Genomic DNA, 17,187 nt, shown 5'->3' with positions numbered 1-17,187 from the left:
GCCGTCGACGTCGTCGGGCGACAGGCCGGCATCGTGGATGGCGGGAAGCGCGACCTCCGCCATCAGCGCGCGCGTGTGGGGCGCCTCCGACTTGCCGAAGCGCGAATGGGCCCAGCCGACGATCTGCGGTTCAGACATGATGCGGTTCCTCCCTGAACTGCGGCACATCCTTCGATCCGGCCAATCTACGCCTCCGCCGCCACAAGGCCAGCGGGGATCGGAAGGGCAGGGTTGATCGGCGACGGGAGGAACCGTAGCTTGGAACGGGACGGCTCGCGAAGTGTTGATGGCTTCGTGATCCGTTTCGGGTTCGCGCGAGCGGGGATGTCATGGCGTTGGACGAGGAAAGGCCCGTGACGCGGCCGGAGCGGCAGGAGAGGACGGACGAGCCGGCCGCGCCGCGGGATGCGGCCTCCGGCACCGAACCGAAACAGGAAACGCCGAGCGATGCTCAGCCGAAGCGGGCAGGCCTCCTGAAGCGCCATCCCGTCTGGATCCTTCTGGCCGTGGTCGTCGTGATCGCGGCGGCAGCCGGCGGCTACTGGTACTGGCTGACCTACTCCTACCCCTACGAGACCACGGACGACGCCTTCATCGATTCGCGTCAGTTCGCCGTGGCGCCGCAGGTTTCGGGCGCGATCGCCGAGGTGCTGGTGGAGGACAACCAGCATGTGAAGGCCGGCGACGTCCTGTTCCGCATCGACCCGCGAGACTACCAGGCCGCGCTGGAGGAGGCCAAGGCGCGGGTGGCGAGCGCGCAGGCCAGCGTCAACGGCGCCGACGCGCAGATCGCCGCCCAGCAGGCGCAGGTGGAGGAGGCCAACTCGCGCGTCGAACAGGCGCAGGCGAGCCTCGCCTTCGCCCAGCAGCAGGCCCAGCGCGCCCAGGAACTCGTCCGCTCGGGCGCCGGCACGGTCCAGACCGCCCAGCAGCAGACCTCCGCCCTACAGCAGCAGGAGGCGGAACTTGCCAGCGCGCGTGCCGGCGTCGTCTCGGCCCAGAAGCAGGTCGGCTCGCTCCAGGCCCAGAAGGCGACCGCGATCGCCGACCTCCGGCAGGCCGAGGCGCAAGCCGCGCAGGCCGAGCTGAGCCTGTCCTACGTGACGGTCACGGCCGCCCAGTCCGGCCGCGTGGTGCGCCTGACGGGCGCCAGGGGGCAATATGTCCAGGCCGGCCAGAGCCTCACCATGTTCGTGCCCGACGAAATCTGGGTGACGGCGAACTTCAAGGAGACGCAGATCACCGACATGCGGCCGGGCCAGCCGGTGGACGTCAGGATCGACGCCTATCCCGACCACAAGATCACCGGGCGCGTGGATTCGGTGCAGCCCGGCTCGGGCACCGCCTTCTCGCTGCTGCCGGCCGAGAACGCGACGGGCAACTACGTGAAGGTGGTGCAGCGGATTCCGGTCAAGATCGTCGCCGACGACTGGCCGACCGACGTGTCGATCGGACCCGGCATGTCGGTGGTGCCGACCGTCACAGTGCGCCCGCAGGATTGAGCGGTTGAGCGCGTCGTCGAACGCCGCGGCGGGGCGGCCGGGCAATCCGTGGCTGATCGCGGTGGTCGTCTCGATCGCGACCTTCATGGAGGTTCTCGATACGACGATCGCCAACGTCGCGCTGCGCTACGTCTCGGGCGGGCTGGGCGTCTCGTCGGACGAGGCGTCCTGGGTGGTCACGACCTATCTCGTGTCCAACGCGATCGTGCTGACGGCCTCGAGCTTCATCGCCAAGCGCTACGGGCGCAAGCGGTTCTATCTGGTGTGCCTGGCTCTCTTCACCGTGTCCTCGGTCCTGTGCGGGCTCGCCTGGAACATCGAGTCGCTTCTCTTCTTTCGGGTGCTCCAGGGTTTTGCCGGCGGCGGCATGGTGCCGATCTCGCAGTCGATCCTCGCCGACAGCTTCCCGCCGGAAAAGCGCGGCCAGGCCTTCGCGCTCTTCGGTGTCGCCGTCGTGGTGGCGCCGGTGGTCGGCCCGACGCTCGGCGGCTGGCTGTCGGACAACTACTCCTGGCACTGGTGCTTCCTGATCAACGGGCCGATCGGCGTCCTCGCCTTCGTGCTGGTGTGGACGCTGGTGACGGAATCGGCCGAGACCGTGCGCGAGCGGCAGAAGCTGAAGCGCAAGGGCATCCGCTTCGACCTCGTGGGCTTCCTGGCGGTCGCGACCTTCCTCGGCGCGCTGGAACTCGTCCTCGACCGCGGCCAGACGGAGGACTGGTTCGGCTCGAACTTCATCATTCTCGCGACGGCGGTCTGCGTCCTCGCCTTCCTGTTCATGATTCCGTGGGAGCTGCGGCATGCCAATCCGGTGGTGGACCTCCGGATGATCTGGAGCCGGCAGTTCGGCTCGTGCTTCCTCGTCATGCTGGCGACCGGCGCGATCCTGATCGCCACCACCCAGTTCCTGCCGGAACTCCTCCAGACCTTCTACGGCTACACCGCGACCTGGGCGGGCCTCGCGCTCTCGCCCGGCGGCGTCGTCACCATGACCATGATGTTCGTGGTCGGGCGGCTGACCAGCGCCGTCCAGCCGAAATATCTCATCGCGCTGGGCGCCGCCATCGTGGCCGGGGCCATGTGGGACCTCACGCGCCTCTTTCCCGACCTCAACTTCGGCTTCTTCGTCTGGTCGCGCGTCTATATCGGCCTCGGCCTGCCGCTGATCTTCATCCCGATCACCACGGCCTCCTACGACGGCATCCCGCCGGACAAGACCGACCAGGCCTCGGCGCTGATCAACGTCGCGCGCAACGTCGGCGGCTCGATCGGCGTGTCGATCGCGCAGAACACGCTGGCCTGGCGCGAGCAGTTCCACCAGAGCCGGCTGGTGGAGCACATCGTGCCGACCGAGCCCGCCTATCAGGAGGCCATGCGCACGATGAGCGGCTATCTCCAGACGCAAGGGTTCTCGCCGGCCGACGCGCAGTCGGGCGCCATGGCGCTGATCGGCCAGACGCTGCAGCGCCAGGTCGGATACCTCGCCTATATCGACGTGTTCCACGTCCTGATGCTGATCTCCGCCGCCGCCGTGCCGCTCGCGCTGATCCTGCGCAACGTCAAGCTCGGCAGCGGGGCGCCGGCGGGCGGGCACTAGCGGACGCCGACGTGGTGCTCGGCGCCCTGACGGTTCGGGTCGGCCGGGATCGGGACGGCTACCGGGAGGCCGCGATGCGCGCGCCGCTGTCGCCGTCGAAAAGGTGCGCCGAGGCCGGGTTGAAGCGGACGGGGATCGTCTCGCCCGGCCTGAGTGCCAGGCGCTCGCGGAAGAGGCAGGAGATCGGCTGATCGCCGAGACGCGCCGCCACCATCACCTCCGAGCCCGTCGGCTCCACCACTTCGACCCTGATCGGCACGCCGCCTTCGTCGATGGTCACATGCTCGGGCCGGATGCCGTAGGTCGCCTTGCCCGGCTTCGCCGCGCCGCTCCCGCCCGGCAGGGGCAGCGCCTGGCCGCCTTCCGTCACGAAGCGGTCGGCCTCGACCCGGCCGTGGACGAAGTTCATGGCGGGCGAGCCGATGAAGCCGGCGACGAAGGTGTTGGCCGGCCGGTCGTAGAGGTCGAGCGGGGCTCCGACCTGTTCCACCCGCCCGTCGCGCATGACGACGATCTTGTCGGCCATGGTCATGGCCTCGATCTGGTCGTGGGTGACGTAGACGATCGTCGTGCCGAGGCGCTGATGGAGGTTCTTGATCTCGGCGCGCATCGACACGCGGAGTTTCGCGTCGAGGTTGGACAAGGGCTCGTCGAACAGGAAGACCTGCGGGTCGCGCACGATGGCGCGGCCCATCGCGACGCGCTGGCGCTGGCCGCCGGAGAGTTGGCGCGGGAAGCGGTCGAGGAGGGGCGTCAGGCCGAGGATGTCGGCCGCAGGCTTCACGCGGGCCGCGATCTCGTCCCTCGCGGCACTCTTCAGCTTCAGCGCGAAGCCCATGTTGTCGGCGACCGACATGTGCGGGTAGAGCGCGTAGTTCTGGAACACCATGGCGATGTCCCGCTCCTTGGCCGGCAGGTCGTTGACCACCCGGCCGCCGATCAGGATCTCGCCGCCCGAGATCTCCTCGAGGCCGGCCAGCATGCGCAGCAATGTCGATTTCCCGCAGCCGGACGGGCCCACCAGCACCACGAACTCGCCGTCCGCGATGTCGATCGACACGCCGTGGATCGTGGCGACCGAGCCGTAGCTCTTCTTCACGTTGCGGATGGTGACGGGGGCCATGGCGGGCTCCTACTTGACGGCACCAGCCGTCAGACCGGCGACGATCTGGCGCTGGGCGACGATGGTGAGGACGAGGACGGGCAGGGTGACGACGAGGGCGGCCGCCGCCAGCGGACCCCAGCTCACCTGCTCGAAGGAGAGCATGTTGTAGACGGCGACGGGCAGCGTGCGCGTTTCGCGGCTGGCCAGCACGATGCCGAAGACGAAGTTGTTCCAGGAGAAGATCACGGCAAGGATCAGCGAGACCACGACGCCCGGCCGCGCGATCGGCAGCGCCACCTTGGAGAAGACCTGCCAGCCCGTGGCGCCGTCGATCACGGCGGCCTCCTCCAGCTCTATCGGCGTCGTCTCGAAATAGCCGATCATCACCCAGATCACGATCGGCACGGTGACCACGAGATGGATCACGATCTGCGGCCACAGCGTGCCGAGAAGCCCGATCGTCTGGAACAGGAGGAAGAGCGGGATCAGGAAGGACAGGCCCGGCGTCATGCGCGCGATCATGATGACGATCGCGGCCTTGTTGGCCTTCAGGCGCGCGATGCCGTAGCCGGCAGGAACGCCGACGAGGAGGGCGAGGAGGGTCGCCGTGCCCGTGACGAGGACCGAGTTCCAGAAGTAGAGGAGGAAGTCGTTCTCGGCGAAGATGCGCGTGTAGTTCGCCCAGGCGATGCGATCGGGGATCAGGATCGGCGGATAGGCGCCGTTGTCGATCTCGAACTTCAGCGAGAGCGACAGCATCCAGACGAAGAAGAACACGGCCGGCGAGACGAAGACGAGGCCGAGGAACAGGAGGCCTGCGCGGTCGAGAAGGCGACGGAGCTTCATGGTGCGGGCTCCTCTCAGCCGTTCCACTTCGCCCGCTGCTTCAGGTGCAGCATGACGAGCGACATGGCGATGATGACCACGAAGAAGACGACGGCGATCGCCGACCCGTAGCCGATGTCGTAGTAGGAGAAGGCGACGTTGTAGAGGTAGATGTTGATCGTCTCCGACGCCGTGCCCGGCCCGCCCTGGGTCATCGCGTAGATGATGTCGAAGCTCTTCAGGGCGTCGATCGAGCGGATGATCACCGCCACCATCATGAAGGGCGCGATCAGCGGCAGGGTGATGTAGCGGAACTTCTGCCAGCCGTTGGCCCCGTCGATCTCGGCGCCCTCATACGGCTCGCGCGGCAGCGAGGCGAGCCCGCCCAGCACGATCAGCATGACCAGCGGCGTCCACTGCCAGGTCTCGACCAGCACCAGCGAGGGGATCACGGTGGACTGGTCGTAGATCCAGGACTGCTCGGGCAGGCCGATCAGGGACAGGAGATAGTTGAGGACGCCGAGCGAGGGATTGAACATCATGGTCCAGACCAGCGCGATCGCGACCGGCGTCGCCATCATCGGCATCACGAAGATGGCGCGCAGCACGCCCTTCAGCGGCATCTTGGAATCGAAGAGCACGGCGGCGAGCGTGCCGAGGACGAGCGGCGCTATCACCGAGAGCGCGGTGTAGAGGAGCGTGTGGCCCATCGATTCCCAGAAGCGGGTGTCCGTCGCCAGCCGCGCGTAGTTCTCCCAGCCGACCAACGAGACCTCCCCGCCGAGCCGCCAGGCGTTCACGCTCATCCACAGCGTGAAGGCCCAGGGGAAGACGATCACCGCGACTACCACCACGAGGGCGGGGATGACGAAGGGCCAGTAGCTCGGGCGAAGCCGCCCGCGCTTGCCCGCGGCGACGGGCACCGCCGCGGTTTCGCCGGCATGGGAGGTCACGGCGCTCATCAGGCCTCGCTGCGCTCCAGGATGGGCTTGAACTGCTCGGTGGCGGCCTTCAGCTCGGCCGCCGGGTCGGCGCCGCCGAGAAGGTTGGTGAGCGCAACGCCATAGATGTCGCGGAACTCGGTGACCGGGATCACGACGGGGAGCGCGATCTGACTGACCTTGGCGGACTGGGCCACCGCGTCGGCCCATTCGGCCGGCATGGTGACGCCCTTGCGCACCTCGGCGTCCTCGACCACCGAGGTGCGGAACGGCACGCCCGCACCGGCCTGGAAGAGGCGGGCGCCCATTTCCTTGGACACCGCCCACTGGCAGTAGAGATAGGCCGCTTCCTTCTTGGTGGAGGCCTCCGTCACCGCGATGCCGTCGCCAAGGGTCGGGGCGGCGCGGCCGGCGGGACCGGCCGGCACCACGCCATAGCCGACCTTGCCTACGACGCGCGAGAGCTCCGGGTTTTCGAGCGGCGCGGCAAAGCCCACGCCGTCGAACCACATGCCGACCTTGCCCTGCAGAAAGGCGGACTGGCACTCGGCCCAGTTGAAGCCGGTGACGCCGCGCGGCGCGGTCTCGGTCATCAGCGCCTGATAGAGTTTCGCCGCCTCGACGCCCTTCTCGTTGTCGGCGAGGATCGTCCCGTCCGGCCCGATCGCCTGCTGGCCGAAGCCGAGCATCAGGGAGGTCCAGACCGGCGTGTTGGCGTTCTTCATGCCGCGCGCGACGAAGCCGGACGTGCCGGCATCCTTGTCGGTCAGCGCCTTGGCGGCGGCCAGCATGGCGTCGAAGGTCTCAGGGTAGGCGAGGCCCTTGGCCTCGAACAGATCCTTGTTCCAGTAGACGATCCAGTAGTCGACGGAGAAGGGCAGGGCGCGGATGCGGCCCTCGGCGTCCTTCGCATAGGACAGGCCCGCGGGGGCGAAGTCGCTTGCCGTCAGCGAGGCGTCGGTCATGGCAGGGTCGGCCATGAAGGCCGAAAGGTCGGCGAGCCAGCCGGCCTTTTCGTACTGGCGCTTCTGGGCGTGGAAGGAAATGTGGATCACGTCGAAGCTCGGACGGCCCGAGGTCAGCTCGATCACCGCCTTCTGGCGCTGCTGCTGCTCCGGTGTGGCTTCCGAGTTGACCTTGATCCCCGTCAGCTCCTCGAACTCGGCCTGGTACTTGCGCAGGAGCTCGCCGCGCGGATTCTTGGTGAGATTGACCTCGAGCGTCGTGCCGGCATGCTTCTTCCAGTCGACGCCCGCGGCGAAGGCGGGACGGGCGCCCGCGAGCGCCAGGGTTCCGAGCGCGGCGGTGCCGGCCAGGAAGCGGCGGCGCGACAGGTGGAGCGTTTCTTGGGTCATGCGGATGATCCTCCTCAAGGGGCCGGCGCGTCCTCCAACGCGGTTCTCCGGCCGGTGTCAGATGGTGAGCGCCAGCCTCCTGGCATTGTCGATATGGGCGCCGACGGCCTGCGCCGCGCGGGCGGGGTCGCGGCTCTCGATGGCCTCGATGACGGCGAGATGCTCGTTCATCACCGGCACCACGCGCCCGTCGATCCGGTAGCGCTCGTGGTGGATGAGCCGCAGCTTCACCGAGTTGACGCGGTAGGCCATGGAGATGATGGAATTGCCGAGCGCGTCGATGAACGTGTCGTGCAGGCGCCAGTCGATCGCCTGCGCCGCCTGCTCCTCCTCGGGCGTCAGCGAGCGCGACAGGGCGAGCGCCAGCATGTCCTCGTGCTCTCGCCGCAGCGCCGCCACCACATGGTCCGGCGCCGAACGGGTGAAGGTCGCGACCGCCTCCTTTTCCAGAAAGAGGCGGAACTGGAACGCCTCGCGGATGAGGTTGAGGTCGACATGGGCGATCTGGATGCCGCGCTGGGGCACGGTGCGCAGGAGACCCTCGGACTCCAGGCGCGGGATGATCTCGCGGATCGCCCCGAGCGGCAGGCCGGTGCGCTGGACGAGCTGGCGCTGGGTGACGAATTCGCCGGGGGCGAAGTCGCGCGAGATCAGCTTCTCGATGATGCTCTCGTAGGCGAGCTCGCGCAGCTTGAGCGCGTCGCCCCCCTTCGCCCTGATGCCCTCGTCCGCGACCTCCTCCATGGCGTCAGGCCGCCGCGGCCGCGAAGAAGCGGTCGATCATCGGCCCGAGACGCGCGCGCCCCTCGGCAGGCGTCGAAACGAGGGGCGCGCGCACGCGCGTCCAGCCCTCGTCGCCGCTGCGGTGGGCGACCAGCGCCTTGACGGCCGGCGTGACCGGATATTTCAGCACCACTTCGACCAGCTCGCTGATGGTGGGGTTGTCGCGCCCGTCCCGGATCAGGGCCGAAAGTCGCTGGGGCAGGACGTTGGCCATACCCGAGATCGCCCCTTGCGCGCCGAGCCGGACGCCGGCGGCCAGGCTCCGCTCGTCGCCGATGAGGATCGCGATGTCGCGGTGCCCGGCGAGGAGCCGCTCGGTATAGGACCAGTTGCCCGAGGAATCCTTCACCCCGACGATCGCCGGACCGAACTCCGCCCGCAGCGCCGAGATCAGCGAGACGGGCAGCTCCACGGCGGTGACGGAGGGGATGTTGTAGAGGATGATGCCGCGTGCCTCGGCTCCGAGCCCGCCGATCACCTCGCGGAACCAGGCCAGCACGCCCGCCTCGGAGACGTTCTTGAAGTAGGAGGGCGGCGCCAGGAGGACGCCCCGCGCCCCGCGCGCCAGGATCTCGGCGGACTGCGCCACCGCGTCGCCCGCTGCGTTCGCCATCACGCAGGCGACGAGCTGGTCGCCCCGGATGCCGCCGGCCTCGAACGCATCCAGGATGGCGGTGCGCTCGGGTGCCGAAATCGACGAGCCCTCGCCCGTCGTGCCGAACAGGGTGACGCTGCTGCAACCGTCCCGCAGGCAGCGCCTGGCATGGGCGATCGCCACGTCGGTCGCGCAGCGGCCCACGGCGTCGAAAGGGGTCGTCAGGGCAGCCGACAGGCCGAACGGATTGGGGTGCATGGAAGGTCCTCCTTCCGTGACCTCTATCTAACATGTCAGTAACCTGTCAATCGTTCATCTGCGGCATGTCAGCTTGGCCCGGTGGAGATGTCCGCCGCGTCCGCTCAGGCAGGCGCGTCCGCATGGCGCTCCATCAGGACGCAGCGGCCCCACGCCATCATCTCGACCTTACGGCCACGAAATCCCGCCTTCTCGTAGGCTCGGATCGCCCGCGCATTGTCCGGATGCGGATCGGTGCCGACGGCCGGGACACCGGCCGCCAGAAGCGCGTCCACTCAAGCACGGATGAAGCCGGAGCCATGGCCTCGGCCGATCAGGTCGGCTTCGCCGATGAACTGGTCGATCCCGCGTGAGCCGGGGGCAGATGCGCGACGTGATGCCCCGCGACGGCATGCGGATCGTAGTCCTGCATGAAGGCGAAGGGACGGTCGCCAAGGGACACGATCCACATCGCGACGTCCGGGGCGGCCAGATCGTCGAGGCTGATCGGCTCGCTCGGCCGCCCGTCCGCATCGATCCACCAGCGTCGGACGGCGGGCGTCTCCCGCCAGCGGTGGAGGGTCGCGAGGTCTTCCCCTGTCGCTCGCCGGAAACGGTCAGCCTGCATCGAGGAACTTCCTGGTGGCGGCGACCCGGACCGCCCCGACCGCCGCCGTACGGGCGGTTCGCCTGTTTACCGCTCGCGGCGGCGGTCTCCGATCCTCGAAGGCATTCTTCGGTGATCGCCACGGCGAGGCCGGCGCTGTATGAGGTCATCCGTCTCGCCAAAGGGAGCGCCGCCGCCATGACCTCCGCCACCCGGACCGCCACCATCGACAGCCACCAGCACTTCTGGCAGGTGGCGCGCGGCGACTACGGCTGGATGGACGAAAGCGTGGCGCCGCTCCTGCGCGACTTCATGCCGGCGGACCTCGAACCCCTCCTGCGCCGCGCCGGCATCGACCGGACGATCCTCGTCCAAGCCGCCGACACGCAGGCCGAGACGGACTTCCTCCTCGACATCGCTGCGCGCACGCCCTTCGTGGCGGGCGTCGTCGGCTGGCTCGACATGGACGCGGACGGCTTCGCCGAGCGCCTCGACCACTACCGCGCGCAGCCGAAGTTCGTGGGCCTGCGCCCGATGCTTCAGGATCTCGCCGACGACGCCTTCATCTTGCGCCCGCGCGTCCTCGACAATCTGAAGCGGGTGGCCGAAGCGGGCCTTGCCTTCGACATCCTGACCTTCCCCCGCCACCTGCCGCATGTCGCAAAGGCGCTGGAGGCCGTCCCGGGGCTGCGCGCCGTGGTGGACCACCTGTCCAAGCCGCCCATCGCCGCGGGCGGCCTCGACCCCTGGCGGGACGACATCGCGGCGGTCGCGGCCTTTCCGAACGTGTCCTGCAAGGTGTCGGGCATGGTCACGGAGGCGACGGCCGAGTGGGCGCTGGAGGACCTCGCCCCCTATGTCGACCACGTGGCCGAGTGCTTCGGCCCTGGCCGGCTCCTGTTCGGCTCCGACTGGCCGGTCGCCACGCTCGCCGCCGGATACGGCGAGGTCGCCAACGCCGCCCGCGCCCTTCTGGGACGCCGTTTCGGGCCGGCCGAGATGGACGCGATCTTCGGCGGCAACGCCGCGCGCTTCTACCGCCTGGAAGGGTGAGCGAACCCGCCGGGTGCCGCCCTATCTCCCGTTCCCTGCGAGCGAGGAGTGAGCGCGGGCGATGATCTTCTTCACCGGCGACACGCATTTCAACGATCCGCGCGTCCTGCGGCTCGACCGGCGACCCTTCGCCGATCTCGCCGAGCACGACGAGGCCCTGGTCGCCGCCTGGAACGCGGCGGTCGGCGCGGAGGACGAGGTCTGGCATCTCGGCGACGTGGCGCGCGGCACGCCTGCCTTCAAGGACGGGCTCCTGTCGCGGCTGAACGGGACCAAGCACCTGATCGCCGGCAACAACGACGATGCGGCGACTCTCGAGAATTCGCACTGGCGCAGCGTCCAGGCCTATGCGGAACTCGACGTCGACGGCACGCGGCTGGTCCTGTGCCACTATGCGTTCCGGACCTGGAACGGGATGGGCAAGGGCGCGATCAACCTTCACGGCCATTCCCACGCGCGGCTGAAGCCGCTGCCCCGCCAGTTCGACGTCGGCGTCGATGTCTTTCCCTACCGGCCGGTGAGCCTCCCCGAGATCCTGGCCTCGCGCCGGCGCAGCTCTGGGAAGAAGCGGGAAAGCACGAGCCGCTGAAGGGAATCCGGCCTCGGTCGGCCCTCGGGATCGTTTCGCCCCGCCCGTCGTTGCCCCAACCGACAAGGCGGCGAGGTGGCGGATGCACGATGGTGGACGACGGGCCGTCCTGAAGATCGGACTGGCGGCGCTGGCGCTGGCGGCGACGACGCGCGGCGCGCCGGCAAGGCCCGGCGTCGAGGCTCTGGATCCCCGGTTCGACGCCGTGGTGGAGCCGGGCGCGGCGCTTCAGGAGCTTTATTCCGGCGGACGCTGGTGCGAAGGCCCGTGCTGGGCGCCCGACCTCGGCGGCCTCGTCTTCAGCGATGTCCGGCGCAACCGGCTCGACCTCCTCAGGGAGGACGGCACGGTCGAGGCGCTGCGCGACCCGTCCGACAACAGCAACGGCAACGTGCTCGACGCCGAAGGGCGCCTCGTCACCTGCGAGCACCGCACCCGGCGCGTGGTGCGCCAGGAGGCCGACGGCAGCCTCACCATCCTCGCCGACCGGTTCGACGACAAGCCGCTCAACTCTCCCAACGACGCCGCGCTGGCGCCCGACGGCGCGATCTGGTTCACCGACCCGGTCTTCGGCATCCGCCAGCCGGACGAGGGCCTCATGGCCGAGCCGGAGCAGGCGGCGCGGCGGGTCTACCGGATCGATCCGGCCGGTCCCGTGGAGGCCATGGTCGACACGCTCGACCAGCCCAATGGGATCGCCTTCTCGCCGGACGGTCGGACGCTCTACGTCGCCGACGCGGGCGCCGCGCTCAACCCGGAAGGGCCGCGCCGGATCGTCGCCTTTCCGATCCAGGCCGACGGACGACCCGGCGAGGGCCGGACCTTCGCGGCGATGGAGAGCGGCGTGCCGGACGGCCTCTGCGTCGATTCCACTGGTCGCCTCTATGCCGCCTGCGAGGATGGCGTGCGTGTCTATGATCCCGACGGCACCTTGATCGGGCGCATCGCGACGCCGGGTCCCGCCGCCAACGTCGCGTTCGGAGGGCCGGACCGGCGCCGCCTTTTCGTCGCCTCCGGCACGTCCATTCACGCCATCGAGCTCAAGGCCGAGGGCTTGCGCCTTTGAGGCCCGACGAAGGAACGCCCATGACCATCGCCCGCCGCCGCTTCCTCGCCTCCGCCCTCGCGGGCGCCGCCGTCCTTCCCTTCGCCGGCCGGGCGCTCGCGGAAGGCTCGCCCGCGCCCGCCGCGGGCGGGAAGGCCGAGGCCGCGCGCGAAGCCGGCGAGATGGAGCTTGCGATCCTCGCAGACGCGCCCTCGACGCCCACGGGCCTTGCCATCTCGCCGGGCGGGCGCGTCTTCGTGATGATGCCCCGCTTCACGGGGAAGGAACCCTTCACCCTCGGCGAGGTGGCGCCGGACGGCTCCGTCGCGCCCTATCCCGACGCCGCCGCCAACACGCCCGATCCCGAACGGCCGCAGGCGACGCTGTTCCACGTGCCGAACGGCGTCTTCGACCGCGACGGCCGGCTCTGGCTGCTCGACGCCGGGCTCCCGACGGGATCCGGCCCGCCAACGCCGGGCGCGACCAAGCTCGTGCAGATGGATGTCGAGACGAACGAGGTGCTGCGCGTCGTGCCGCTCGATCCCGGCGTCGAGCCGACCTCCTCGCTCAACGACCTGCGCGTCGACATCGCCGACGGTCGCGCCCATGCCTTCGTCACCGACCAGGGTCAGGACGGGCAGGGGGCGATCCTGGCCGTCGACCTCGCCACGGGCCGCGTGGTGCGCCGGCTCGGCTCTCATGCGAGCACCCGCTCGCAGAAGGGCATCCAGAAGTTCGTGGAGCATCGGCCGGTGCTGCGCACGAGCGGGGGCGGCAAGCCAGCGCCCGTCCAGGGCGGGGCGAACGGCATCGCGCTCGGGCCGGACGGGCGCCGCCTCTACTATGCGCCGCTGATGGGACGGCGCCTCTACGGCGTGGATGCGGAGAGCCTCCTCGACCCCGCCCTGTCGGATGCCGACGTCGCGGCTGGGGTCGAGGATCTCGGCGAGAAGGGCATGACCGGGGGCCTGGGCGCGGACGCCGAGGATCGCGTCTACCTGACGCTGCAGGAGCAGAACGCCGTCGGGCGGCGCCTGCCCGACGGCACGGTGGAGGTGCTTGCTTCCGACCCGCGCCTGATCTGGGCCGACACGATCGTGATCACGCAGGACCAGTGGCTCTACGTCTCGGCCGCGCAGGTCAACCGCCGGCCCGAATACAACGGTGGCACGGACCTCCAGAAGCCGCCCTACGCCATCCTGCGCATCCGCATCGACGCCGGGCCGGCCTGACGGCGGCGCTCAGCGCGGCCGCCGGAAGGCCGAGACGGCATAGCGTCCGTGGTGCCGGTGGACGACCCTCGGCATCGACCCCGCAAGCGCGCGGCAGAGCCTTTCCTGCGCGCGGGCGGGGGCCTGCGCTGTGTCGTCGAAGGGCACGACATGGTGCAGCACCACGATCCGCCCGCCGGGCGCCAGCGTCCGGGCGAGGCGGCGGGCGAGGCGGTCGAGGTCGCGGGCCGACAGATAGTAGGCGATCTCCGAGACGACGACGAGGTCGAAGGGGCCGCGCGGCACGCCCTGAGGCAGGACGGCGTGCCGGTAGTCGATGCGCAGGGCGGGTGGCGTCAGGCGGCGGGCGGTGTCGAGCGCGGTCGGCGCGCCGTCGGTCGCCGTGAGCGTCAGGCAGCGCGAGGCGAGCGCCCGCGAGGTTTCGCCGATCGCGCAGGCGAGCTCCAGGCCGCGCCCGAGACGCACCGGGCCGCAGGCGCGCAGGAGCACGCGCCGCTTGGCCGCCTCGAAGGCGGAGGTCCGGTAGTTCCACGGGTCGCCCGAGGCCTGGAACTTCGCCTCGAAGCCGGCGAGGTCGATCGGTTTCACGGGAGCGGCCGCCAGAAGGTCTCGACCGGGCCGGCGAGGCGCTCGATCGTCGCCTCCGTCAGGCGGAAGGCGGTCGGATCGTCCGGGATCACGCCCCCGGTCTGCGTCCGGTGGGCCGTGACGGCGAAGCGCTTGGCCTCCAGCGCCGGGCCGATGGCGATATCAACCCGCTCCATTTCGCCGGGCGCCGGATGATCGCCCGGCGCCCCGATCTCGTCCAGCCAGATCGCGTATTCGAGAGTGCCGGGCCGCAACCCGGCCCTTTCGGCCGCCTGCGTGAACAGGCGCCAACTGTCGCGGTGGTCGCGGTGGGGATCGCGGCGCCAGGGCAGGAGCAGGAGGTCGGGCCGGAACGCGCGGACGACGGCGGTCGCGGCCTGGAGGGCTGCGTCGTGGTCGGGCGTGCCCTCCACCGGCATGTCGGCGTCGCGAAGGCGTAGGAAGCTGCGCCCGGCCTGCCCGAGGCCGAGCCGGGCGAGGGCTTCCGCCGCCTCGGCCTCGCGCGCGGCGGCCAGGCGCGGCCGCGGCCAGGTCGGGGAGTTCGGGTGCGAGGCGCCGCCGTCGGTGACGAAGGCGACATGGACGGCGCGGCCGAGGCGCGCGAGATGCCAGAGAAGGCCGCCGCAGCCCAGCGCCTCGTCGTCGGGGTGAGGGGCGACCACCAGCACGCGGCGGGCATCGATCGCTCCGGGATCGAGGAGCGTCTCAGTCACAGGCGGCTCCCGTCGCCGTGGCGGCCGGGCTCCCAGTCGCCGGACGCGATGGCGGCGCCGAGACCGGCGAGCGCCCCGTCGGGATTGGGCTGGCGCAGATAGGTTCGGAGGTCGCGCAGGAGGCGCTCCAGCGGATGGGGCGCGATCAGGCCGGCGGCGCCGACGCCGCGCTCGGCTTCCTCCAGCACATGGAGCGCCGCCGCCTCCACCGCGCCGCGCGCGGCGTTCACCGTGGCGACCAGCGAGGCGGATGGGGCGCGGCCGGCGGCCACCGCCGCCCATTCGCGGGCCGCCCGGTCGAGCCAGCCGTAGCCGCCCTCCACCGCCGTGCCCATGCGCGCGGCACGGTGCGATTGGTAGGGGTCGCCGATCCGGCCGGACGCCTTGAGATGGTCGACCGCGGCTTCGAAGACCGCGTGCATGCCGCCGACATGGACGGCGACGAAGCGGATGGCGCCTGCAAAGAACCAGGGTGCTTCGAGATAGGCGTCGGGGAGCCCGAGGACCATGTCCGGCGTCACGGGGAGGCCGGTGAAGTCCACCACGTGGCTGCCCGAGGCGCGCATGCCCATGGGCCGCCACCAGGACCGGTCCACGGGGAGACCGGCGAGCGGGACGACGATCATGCGGCGGCCTTCCGGCTCCGGCACGGTGACGATCGCGTGCGACAGGCCGTCGACGCCGGACGCGAAATTCTTGGCGCCCTGGAGGCGCCCGCCCTCAAGCCGCAGCGGATCGCCGGGCTTGTCCGTGTTCCAGATGCCGAAGACCTGGCCGTCCCGCGCCAGGGCGTCGAACCGCCGGACTTGATCAGGCGTCCCGTGGCGGCGCATCAGGAGAAGCGCGTTGACATGGCCCTCGAAGATCCGGCCGACCGGCAGGTCGCCGCGCCCGATCTGCGCGAGGCAGCGCAGGAGGGAGCCGATCTCGCCGTCGCCGAGCGGCGGCTCGGCCAGGAGACCATGGCCGTGCAGCGCGGCGAAGGCGGCATACGGGAAGCCGCCGTCGCGATCGCGCTCGGCGCTTTGCGCACCAAGCACCTCGTGGAGCGGGGTGAAGCGTTCAAGCCGCACGCATCGCTCCTTCCTGCCGCGCGATCCGCTCGAGCATGCCGGCGATCGCCTCGCCGACGGGCGTGTCGGCCTCGGCGTCGGGCTCGTCCGGGGCAAAGCGCTCCACCAGCCAGCCCGGCGAGGGCAGCTCGGATCCGGCGGGAAACAGGCTGGGGTCGATCCCCAGCGCGCGCATCGCCCGGCCGCGCGCGGGCGGCGGCAGGCGATGGAGGTCGCGGACGGCCCGCCGCCGCTTCAGGCGCGCCTCGACGCGGGACGGCGCCTCGACCAAGAGGGGAAGCCCTTCCGTCTCCGCCCGCATCCAGGCCTTGAGGCAGTCGGCCATGCCGCCCTGCGCCCGGCCGATCAGGCGGGCCGAGACCTCGACGCGCACGTCCGGCGGATGGGCGACGAGCGCCCCGGCCGCCCGCGCGGCGGAAACGAGCGCGAGGTCCTCGCGCCGGGGCAGGGGCGGCAGACCGCCGAGGGCGCGATAGAGATCGGCGCGGATGGCAAGGCTGCCGCCCGTGTGATCGGCGTGACGCGGCCAGGGATCGTGGTCGAGCGGGTCGATCAGCGCCGCGAGGCGGTCGCAGTGCCCGGCATAGGTCGCGGCGCTCGCGGCCCGCGCGCTGAAGGCGGCGCCGAGGCGCTCCTCCTCCGCCCGATTGCCGTAGAGCTTGCCGCCGACGAGGTCGGCCCCCCGCGCGACCGCCCGCAAGGTGGCCTCGATCCAGTCGGGATCGGGCACCGCGTCGGCGTCCGTCGTCAGGACGACGCCCCGGCCCGGCGGGCACAGGGCCGCGGCCCGGTCCATCGCCATGCGCCGCGCCGTGCCGACATGGGCCTGCGCGGCCGGCAGGTGGATGTCGAGGAGATCGACGCGCAGGAACGCGAGATCGCTCAGGGCCTGGGCGACGACGTCGTGCGTTCGGTCCGTGCAGTTGTTGAGGACGAGGACCACGGGAAGGCGGCGTCCGGTCGTCCGACACCAGGACTGCGCGGCCAGTGCGCGCAGGAGGTTCGCGATGCGGCGCTCCTCGTTTCGCACGGGAACCGCCACGACGGGATGGTCGGGCTGCACCGGGGAAGCTCCTGCCAACAGCAAACCGCACGCCCTCCACCGGCTGCGGATGATTCCGCAGATCCTCCGTGGGGAGGTGGGACCGAGGCCGCCAGCGGACAGAGGAGCAGGCGACCGGTGGCCCCGATGTTTCGCTTGGCGGCTAAGAGCCGAGGACGAAACCCTGCGGGTCGATGCGCCGGGTTTTCCTGTCCCGGGTCGTCGTTGCCGATGCTCGTTGCGGAAGGTTCGAGGGAACGATGGCCCCTCTCGTCACACCCGCTGGAGAATACGTCGGTGCGTTT

Annotated in this window: 18 protein-coding genes; 6 read left to right on the top strand and 12 right to left on the bottom strand. The window is 70.5% G+C overall.

Annotation, left to right across the window (positions count from 1 at the left end; translation table 11 throughout):
* The first annotated feature begins 353 nt into the window (after positions 1-353).
* On the top strand, positions 354-1,502 hold the full coding sequence (locus O5O54_RS14450) for an HlyD family secretion protein (RefSeq protein WP_279482503.1): 1,149 nt from the start codon (positions 354-356) through the stop codon (positions 1,500-1,502).
* A 4-nt stretch (positions 1,503-1,506) separates the two neighbouring features.
* On the top strand, positions 1,507-3,099 hold the full coding sequence (locus O5O54_RS14445) for a DHA2 family efflux MFS transporter permease subunit (protein WP_279482502.1): 1,593 nt from the start codon (positions 1,507-1,509) through the stop codon (positions 3,097-3,099).
* Positions 3,100-3,157: 58 nt separating this feature from the next.
* Here the strand turns inward: O5O54_RS14445 and O5O54_RS14440 are convergent, their stop codons facing one another.
* The 8 genes from O5O54_RS14440 to O5O54_RS14405 all read right to left on the bottom strand — a co-directional run bounded on the left by O5O54_RS14440 (position 3,158) and on the right by O5O54_RS14405 (position 9,568).
* Positions 3,158-4,222 carry a sn-glycerol-3-phosphate ABC transporter ATP-binding protein UgpC gene (locus tag O5O54_RS14440; RefSeq protein ID WP_279482501.1) on the bottom strand — a complete coding sequence of 355 codons (1,065 nt, stop codon included), beginning with the start codon at positions 4,220-4,222 and terminating at the stop codon, positions 3,158-3,160.
* Between the two features lie 9 nt (positions 4,223-4,231).
* Complete coding sequence (locus O5O54_RS14435; protein ID WP_279482500.1) at positions 4,232-5,050, bottom strand: carbohydrate ABC transporter permease; 819 nt, start codon at positions 5,048-5,050, stop codon at positions 4,232-4,234.
* Between the two features lie 14 nt (positions 5,051-5,064).
* On the bottom strand, positions 5,065-5,991 hold the full coding sequence (locus tag O5O54_RS14430; protein WP_279482499.1) for a sugar ABC transporter permease: 927 nt from the start codon (positions 5,989-5,991) through the stop codon (positions 5,065-5,067).
* Complete coding sequence (locus tag O5O54_RS14425) at positions 5,991-7,325, bottom strand: ABC transporter substrate-binding protein (protein WP_279482498.1); 1,335 nt, start codon at positions 7,323-7,325, stop codon at positions 5,991-5,993. Before O5O54_RS14425 ends, O5O54_RS14430 begins: the two co-directional genes overlap by 1 nt.
* 57 nt (positions 7,326-7,382) lie before the next feature.
* Entirely contained in the window at positions 7,383-8,069 is a 687-nt protein-coding gene (locus O5O54_RS14420; protein ID WP_279482497.1) for a GntR family transcriptional regulator, read from the bottom strand.
* Positions 8,070-8,073: 4 nt separating this feature from the next.
* Complete coding sequence (locus tag O5O54_RS14415) at positions 8,074-8,961, bottom strand: dihydrodipicolinate synthase family protein (RefSeq protein ID WP_279482496.1); 888 nt, start codon at positions 8,959-8,961, stop codon at positions 8,074-8,076.
* Positions 8,962-9,065: 104 nt separating this feature from the next.
* Positions 9,066-9,236, bottom strand: a complete 171-nt coding sequence (locus O5O54_RS14410; RefSeq protein WP_279482495.1) for a hypothetical protein — start codon at positions 9,234-9,236, stop codon at positions 9,066-9,068.
* A 38-nt stretch (positions 9,237-9,274) separates the two neighbouring features.
* Complete coding sequence (locus O5O54_RS14405) at positions 9,275-9,568, bottom strand: GNAT family N-acetyltransferase (protein WP_279482494.1); 294 nt, start codon at positions 9,566-9,568, stop codon at positions 9,275-9,277.
* 177 nt (positions 9,569-9,745) lie between these two features.
* Between O5O54_RS14405 and O5O54_RS14400 the strand changes: the two genes are divergently transcribed.
* The 4 genes from O5O54_RS14400 (at position 9,746) to O5O54_RS14385 (ending at position 13,466) form a co-directional block, all read left to right on the top strand.
* Positions 9,746-10,600: an amidohydrolase gene (locus O5O54_RS14400; RefSeq protein WP_279482493.1), complete on the top strand. Its 855-nt coding sequence runs from the start codon at positions 9,746-9,748 to the stop codon at positions 10,598-10,600.
* A gap of 61 nt (positions 10,601-10,661) precedes the next feature.
* Complete coding sequence (locus O5O54_RS14395; protein WP_279482492.1) at positions 10,662-11,189, top strand: metallophosphoesterase family protein; 528 nt, start codon at positions 10,662-10,664, stop codon at positions 11,187-11,189.
* 82 nt (positions 11,190-11,271) lie between these two features.
* Positions 11,272-12,255 (top strand): SMP-30/gluconolactonase/LRE family protein, encoded by a 984-nt coding sequence (locus tag O5O54_RS14390; protein ID WP_279482491.1) that lies wholly within the window; start codon positions 11,272-11,274, stop codon positions 12,253-12,255.
* A 20-nt stretch (positions 12,256-12,275) separates the two neighbouring features.
* Positions 12,276-13,466 carry an L-dopachrome tautomerase-related protein gene (locus O5O54_RS14385; protein ID WP_279482490.1) on the top strand — a complete coding sequence of 397 codons (1,191 nt, stop codon included), beginning with the start codon at positions 12,276-12,278 and terminating at the stop codon, positions 13,464-13,466.
* Between the two features lie 9 nt (positions 13,467-13,475).
* Here O5O54_RS14385 and O5O54_RS14380 read toward each other — a convergent pair whose 3' ends face one another.
* The 4 genes from O5O54_RS14380 to O5O54_RS14365 are packed head-to-tail and all read right to left on the bottom strand — an operon-like array spanning position 13,476 to position 16,903.
* A complete protein-coding gene (locus tag O5O54_RS14380; RefSeq protein ID WP_279482489.1) occupies positions 13,476-14,054 on the bottom strand; it encodes a class I SAM-dependent methyltransferase in 579 nt (192 codons plus the stop codon).
* The gene (locus O5O54_RS14375) at positions 14,051-14,767 is read right to left on the bottom strand and encodes a PIG-L family deacetylase (protein ID WP_279482488.1); all 717 of its coding nucleotides are present in this window, start codon (positions 14,765-14,767) and stop codon (positions 14,051-14,053) included. The genes O5O54_RS14380 and O5O54_RS14375 overlap by 4 nt, the downstream gene beginning before the upstream one ends.
* Positions 14,764-15,840, bottom strand: a complete 1,077-nt coding sequence (locus O5O54_RS14370) for an acyl-CoA dehydrogenase family protein (RefSeq protein ID WP_279482487.1) — start codon at positions 15,838-15,840, stop codon at positions 14,764-14,766. Before O5O54_RS14370 ends, O5O54_RS14375 begins: the two co-directional genes overlap by 4 nt.
* Entirely contained in the window at positions 15,830-16,903 is a 1,074-nt protein-coding gene (locus O5O54_RS14365; protein WP_279482486.1) for a glycosyltransferase family A protein, read from the bottom strand. The genes O5O54_RS14370 and O5O54_RS14365 overlap by 11 nt, the downstream gene beginning before the upstream one ends.
* Positions 16,904-17,187: the final 284 nt, after the last annotated feature.

It is taken from the genome of Aureimonas sp. SK2, assembly GCF_029813115.1.
Lineage (GTDB): Bacteria > Pseudomonadota > Alphaproteobacteria > Rhizobiales > Rhizobiaceae > Aureimonas.
This window is presented reverse-complemented; position numbering and strand designations above follow the sequence as displayed.

Excerpts from the sequence above, each read along its gene's own strand:
- O5O54_RS14400 (WP_279482493.1), top strand. The coding sequence starts at position 9,746 with ATGACCTCCGCCACCCGGACCGCCACCATCGACAGCCACCAGCACTTC.
- O5O54_RS14405 (WP_279482494.1), bottom strand. The coding sequence starts at position 9,568 with ATGCAGGCTGACCGTTTCCGGCGAGCGACAGGGGAAGACCTCGCGACC.
- O5O54_RS14415 (WP_279482496.1), bottom strand. The coding sequence starts at position 8,961 with ATGCACCCCAATCCGTTCGGCCTGTCGGCTGCCCTGACGACCCCTTTC.
- O5O54_RS14435 (WP_279482500.1), bottom strand. The coding sequence starts at position 5,050 with ATGAAGCTCCGTCGCCTTCTCGACCGCGCAGGCCTCCTGTTCCTCGGC.
- O5O54_RS14430 (WP_279482499.1), bottom strand. The coding sequence starts at position 5,991 with ATGAGCGCCGTGACCTCCCATGCCGGCGAAACCGCGGCGGTGCCCGTC.
- O5O54_RS14425 (WP_279482498.1), bottom strand. The coding sequence starts at position 7,325 with ATGACCCAAGAAACGCTCCACCTGTCGCGCCGCCGCTTCCTGGCCGGC.
- O5O54_RS14420 (WP_279482497.1), bottom strand. The coding sequence starts at position 8,069 with ATGGAGGAGGTCGCGGACGAGGGCATCAGGGCGAAGGGGGGCGACGCG.
- O5O54_RS14440 (WP_279482501.1), bottom strand. The coding sequence starts at position 4,222 with ATGGCCCCCGTCACCATCCGCAACGTGAAGAAGAGCTACGGCTCGGTC.
- O5O54_RS14390 (WP_279482491.1), top strand. The coding sequence starts at position 11,272 with ATGCACGATGGTGGACGACGGGCCGTCCTGAAGATCGGACTGGCGGCG.
- O5O54_RS14385 (WP_279482490.1), top strand. The coding sequence starts at position 12,276 with ATGACCATCGCCCGCCGCCGCTTCCTCGCCTCCGCCCTCGCGGGCGCC.
- O5O54_RS14395 (WP_279482492.1), top strand. The coding sequence starts at position 10,662 with ATGATCTTCTTCACCGGCGACACGCATTTCAACGATCCGCGCGTCCTG.